Source organism: Bacteroides cellulosilyticus DSM 14838, assembly GCF_000158035.1.
Taxonomy (GTDB): Bacteria; Bacteroidota; Bacteroidia; order Bacteroidales; family Bacteroidaceae; genus Bacteroides; species Bacteroides cellulosilyticus.
Map to the genome: position 1 here is coordinate 197,644 of NZ_EQ973488.1, position 4,609 is coordinate 202,252.

At 49.5% G+C, this 4,609-nt stretch carries 4 protein-coding genes; all 4 read left to right on the top strand.

The annotated features are described in order from the left end of the window. Positions 1-1,532 (top strand): leucine-rich repeat domain-containing protein (locus BACCELL_RS26760; protein WP_007209874.1); only part of this gene is annotated, 1,532 nt, incomplete at its 5' end. 195 nt (positions 1,533-1,727) lie between these two features. Further along, entirely contained in the window at positions 1,728-2,198 is a 471-nt protein-coding gene (locus BACCELL_RS02200; RefSeq protein WP_044153178.1) for an HU family DNA-binding protein, read from the top strand. Positions 2,199-2,391: 193 nt separating this feature from the next. After that, positions 2,392-4,167 (top strand): ATP-binding protein, encoded by a 1,776-nt coding sequence (locus BACCELL_RS02205; RefSeq protein ID WP_007209876.1) that lies wholly within the window; start codon positions 2,392-2,394, stop codon positions 4,165-4,167. 175 nt (positions 4,168-4,342) lie between these two features. Next, the coding region (locus BACCELL_RS02210) for an MFS transporter (protein WP_044153179.1) at positions 4,343-4,609 on the top strand (267 nt) is incomplete at its 3' end.

The window sequence follows — 4,609 nt, forward strand, 5'->3', positions numbered from 1 at the left end:
TGGTAGGCGACAAGATTTACCAGCAAGAAGTGGCGATGGCAGGCGGAAAGCCCTATACCGCCGGAAGCAGATATACCGCAACAATGGCCGGCGAATGGACGGAGTGCGAGCAGATGAAAATGACGGTAAGGATGGATGACACGAATGGGATTGGCTTCAATATCCCATTCCCAACAGGATACGCTGTACCCGCCAACACCGTAGTTGATTGGGGTGACAACAGTTCTTCCGTCATACCTCAAGGAACTGAAACCACAAGCAACGACGCATTCAATCATACTTATTCTCAAGCCGGTGCCTACACCATCACCATCACATCGGGGAAAGCGACAACGAAGCAGCAGATATTGCCTATGAACTTCTTTTCTAATAGAACCGGTAATAATAACGCGAAGAAATTGGTAAGCATGGATACTCCATTGCTGAACATGGATACCCGTAAGTTATCCGACCTCTTCCGTAATTGCAGCAACCTGGCCACAATACCCGATGAGCTGTTCGATAAAAATACGACTGCAACGGACTTCGAGTTTTGCTTCCAACGTTGCAGCACTCTGAAAGCAATACCTGAGGGGCTGTTCAACAATAATACGAATGTAACGAGCTTCGCCAGTTGCTTCCAATATTGCAGCAATCTGGCTAAAATCCCAGATGGACTGTTCAATAAAAATACGGCTGTAACGGACTTCAAGTATTGCTTCAACGATTGCAGTCTGAAAGCAATACCCAAAGGCCTGTTCGATAAGAATACAGCTGCAACGAGCTTCTTCGCTTGCTTCTTCGGTTGCAGCAATCTGGCTGAAATCCCAGATGGACTGTTCAATAAGAATACGGCCGTAACTGACTTCGGGTATTGCTTCTACGATTGCAACACTCTGAAAGCAATACCTAATGGGCTGTTCGACAATAATACGAATGTAACGAGCTTCGCCAGTTGCTTCCAATATTGCAGCAGTCTAGCTGCAATACCTGATGGGCTGTTCGACAATAATACGAACGTAACGAGCTTCGCCGGTTGCTTCAAAGCTTGCAGCAGTTTGGCTGCAATACCCGATAGACTGTTCGACAATAATACGAATGTAACGAGCTTCAACGATTGCTTCTACGATTGCAACACTCTGGCTGCAATACCCAAAGGATTGTTCGATAAGAATTTGGCTGCAACAGACTTCGGATATTGCTTCGGCCGTTGCAACACTCTGGCTGCAATACCCGAAGGATTGTTCGATAAGAATTTGGCAGCAACAAACTTCAGCAATTGCTTCTACAATTGCACGAAAGTCAAACTGAACAAGAATATATTCAGCACGGATGGCAACTATAGCCGTTTTAAAGATAAGAACATGAACTTCAGGTATTGTTTCAAGGCAGGCAACAGTGCTATCGACCCAGGCGAGGCTCCCGAACTGTGGAAGTATGATAAAGGCAGTGCAACCTGGAATACATCCGACTGTTTCGGTAATGCCAGATTCACGAACAAGGACGGTTATACCGATGAAGTGGCATCAGCCTGGGGTACTCTGAAAGATTGATACATTAAATAAATCCTGACACCACAATGAACCGTAGAAGCCTCTAAAGAGTGTCATTGACACTTAGCACAAGTATGCCCGACACTTAGCACAAGTGTCCGTAACACTTAGCACAAGTATCGATGACACTTAGCACAAGTCTTCCACCCCTTCAGAATGGCCTACAGGGCATGTTTTACTTAAAAACCATAACGTATGGCATTTTTCAAACCTATTTACAAAAAGATGTCCAAGAAGTGGCATCCCCAGGCCGTGAGCGTGGGTAAACCTATCGAGATGGACGAGCTTTGCAAGCAAATCGCCCTCATCTCCACCGTGAGCAGCGCCGACAGCAAGGCCACGCTCGAAGCCCTCGGCCTGGTGCTGGGGAGCAGTATGAACACCGGTCGCACCGTCCACGTGGAAGGTCTGGGCACTTTCTACTACACCTGCGTCTCCAACGGCAAGGGCGTGGACAGCGCCGAGAAGGTGAACGCCAACCAAATCTCCGGTACCCGCGTCCGCTTCATCCCCGAGTCGCGCCGCCAAGGCAGTGCCGTCACCCGCGCCCTCATCGGCGAGAACGTGACATGGACCAACGTCAGCTCCATCAGTGGTCTTGACGGCACCGGTTCCGGTAAACCGAGCGGTGGAGACGGTGGCATCGAAGAAAATCCGTTGGGATAAGAAGACAACGCACCGCACCTCTATTCAAGCAAAAACGCCCCGCTGCACAATGATGATGCAGCGGGGCGCTTTGCTTGAAACGAGAATAATAAGTATCAGCCGTGACAGGAAGATAGCGAAATAAATGTTATCTTTGTTGCCCTATGATAAGTATTAGGTTTAAGTATTAAGCATTAAGTAACACCGTTGAATTATGGAACAGAATAGCATCAAAGGCATCCCCTACGGACTGAGCGATTACACCCGTCTCGCCCGTGAAAACTATTACTACGTAGACAAAACTCACTTCATCCCCCTGATAGAGCAAGAAGCCTCGTATCTCTTCCTCATCCGCCCCCGCCGCTTCGGCAAGACGCTACTCATCAATATGCTGGCCGCCTATTATGACATCAACAACGCCGACCGCTTCGAAGAACTCTTCGGAGAACAATGGATATACGAACACCCCACCTCCCTGAGGGCGAAGTTCATGATACTCCGGTTCAACTTCTCCGCCGTCAACTCCACGCCCGGAAGGCTGGAAGAATCGTTCGAGGAGCATTGCACGGGGCGTCTCGTAGAGTTTGCCGACAAGTACGAACACCTGTTCCAGCCCGGATTCCGCCAGGAATTGATGAGCCGAACCACCGCTTCAACACGGCTGGATTATATCAATAGCACCGCCAGCCGGCTGCGCCTGCGCATCTACCTCCTCATCGACGAGTACGACAACTTCACCAATACCATCCTTTCCACCTTCGGCAAAGACGAGTATCGCAAGGCCACCCACGGCGAAGGCTTCTTCCGATACTTCTTCAACGTGCTCAAGTTCCTCACCTCCGGCAACGGCATGGCACTGGAACGTATGTTTATCACCGGTGTAAGCCCCATCACACTGGACGACGTGACGAGCGGTTTCAATATCGGAACCAACATCACCACCTCACCGTTGTTCAACGCCCTTGTGGGCTTCACCGAAACGGAACTGCGCACCATGTTGGAGTATTACCGCGACCGGGGCGCACTGACGATGGGCGTGGAAGAAATGATCGCCGACATGAAGCCCTGGTACGACAACTACCACTTCTCTAAGGAATGCCTGAACGAAAGCATGTACAATTCCGACATGACGCTCTACTACATAAACAGTTGCCTGAAGCTCGGTAAGAAGCCCGAAGAAATGGTGGACACCAACATCCGCACGGACTACAACAAGTTGCGCCACCTCATCCGGATAGACCACGAGCTGGACGCCAACTTCTCCATCATCCGCGAAATCGTGGAAAACGGACGTACATCAGGCACCATCAGCAGAGCCTTCTCCGTGGAGAAGATGGTGGACGAGAATAACTTCAAGTCATTGCTCTACTACTTCGGCCTACTCAGTATCCGGGGCGTGGAGGAAGGCGAAACTGTGCTTGCCATCCCTAACAACACCGTGCGCGAGCAGTTCTACAACTACCTGACGGAGGCTTACGCAGATGAAGACATCTTCAGCCTGAACATCTCCACCCTGGGTAAACTGGCAAAAGAAATGGCATACCGTGCCGACTGGCAACCCCTCTTCACCTACATCGCCACCGAACTGGAGAAGCAGAGCCGCATCCGCGAGTTCATCGACGGCGAAGCGCACGTGAAGGGGTTTCTTCTTGCCTATCTCAATATGACGAACTTCTACCAACTGATGCCCGAATATGAACTGGGAAAGGGCTACGCCGACTTCTACTTCCGCCCCAATCCGCAGATACCGGATATCCGCTACGCCTACCTGATGGAGGTGAAGTACCTGAAGCGCGACGAACCCGAAAGCCGCATCGCCACGCTGAAGGAAGAAGCCCGGATGCAATTGCTGAAGTACGCTTCGGACGAGATTGTCGCACAGACTATCGGCGGAGCGCAACTTAAACTGATTACCATCGTTTTCCGTGGTTGGGAAATTGTAGGGATGGAGGAGACGGATAAATTATTCAACGAGAAACGCGACTCTTGACGATACTATTCTGTTGCGCTATATTTCAACTTAAAAAAGCGCCCCGCTGCATCATCATCGTGCAGCGGGGCGCTTTGCATTTACGAGAAACTGTATTTGGGGTTATCATATCCGTAATTTATCTACAAAGGAAATGCTACGTTTCCCCGACCTTTGCAGTACAAAAAAGAAATATATGAAGAATAAATTCAAACTCAATTCAAGTACCCTACTTGTATTCATCCTCACAACCGGTGTATTCGGAATAATCAATACCGAAATGGGTGTGATTGGAATTTTGCCCCTGATAGCCGAGAACTTTCAAGTAACTGTTCCGGAAGCGGGTTGGACGGTCAGCATATTTGCGCTGGTAGTAGCAATATCCGCTCCCATCACGCCTTTACTGTTTTCGGGTATCAACCGGAAAAAGGTGATGATACTGGCACTGGGATTATTTACATTA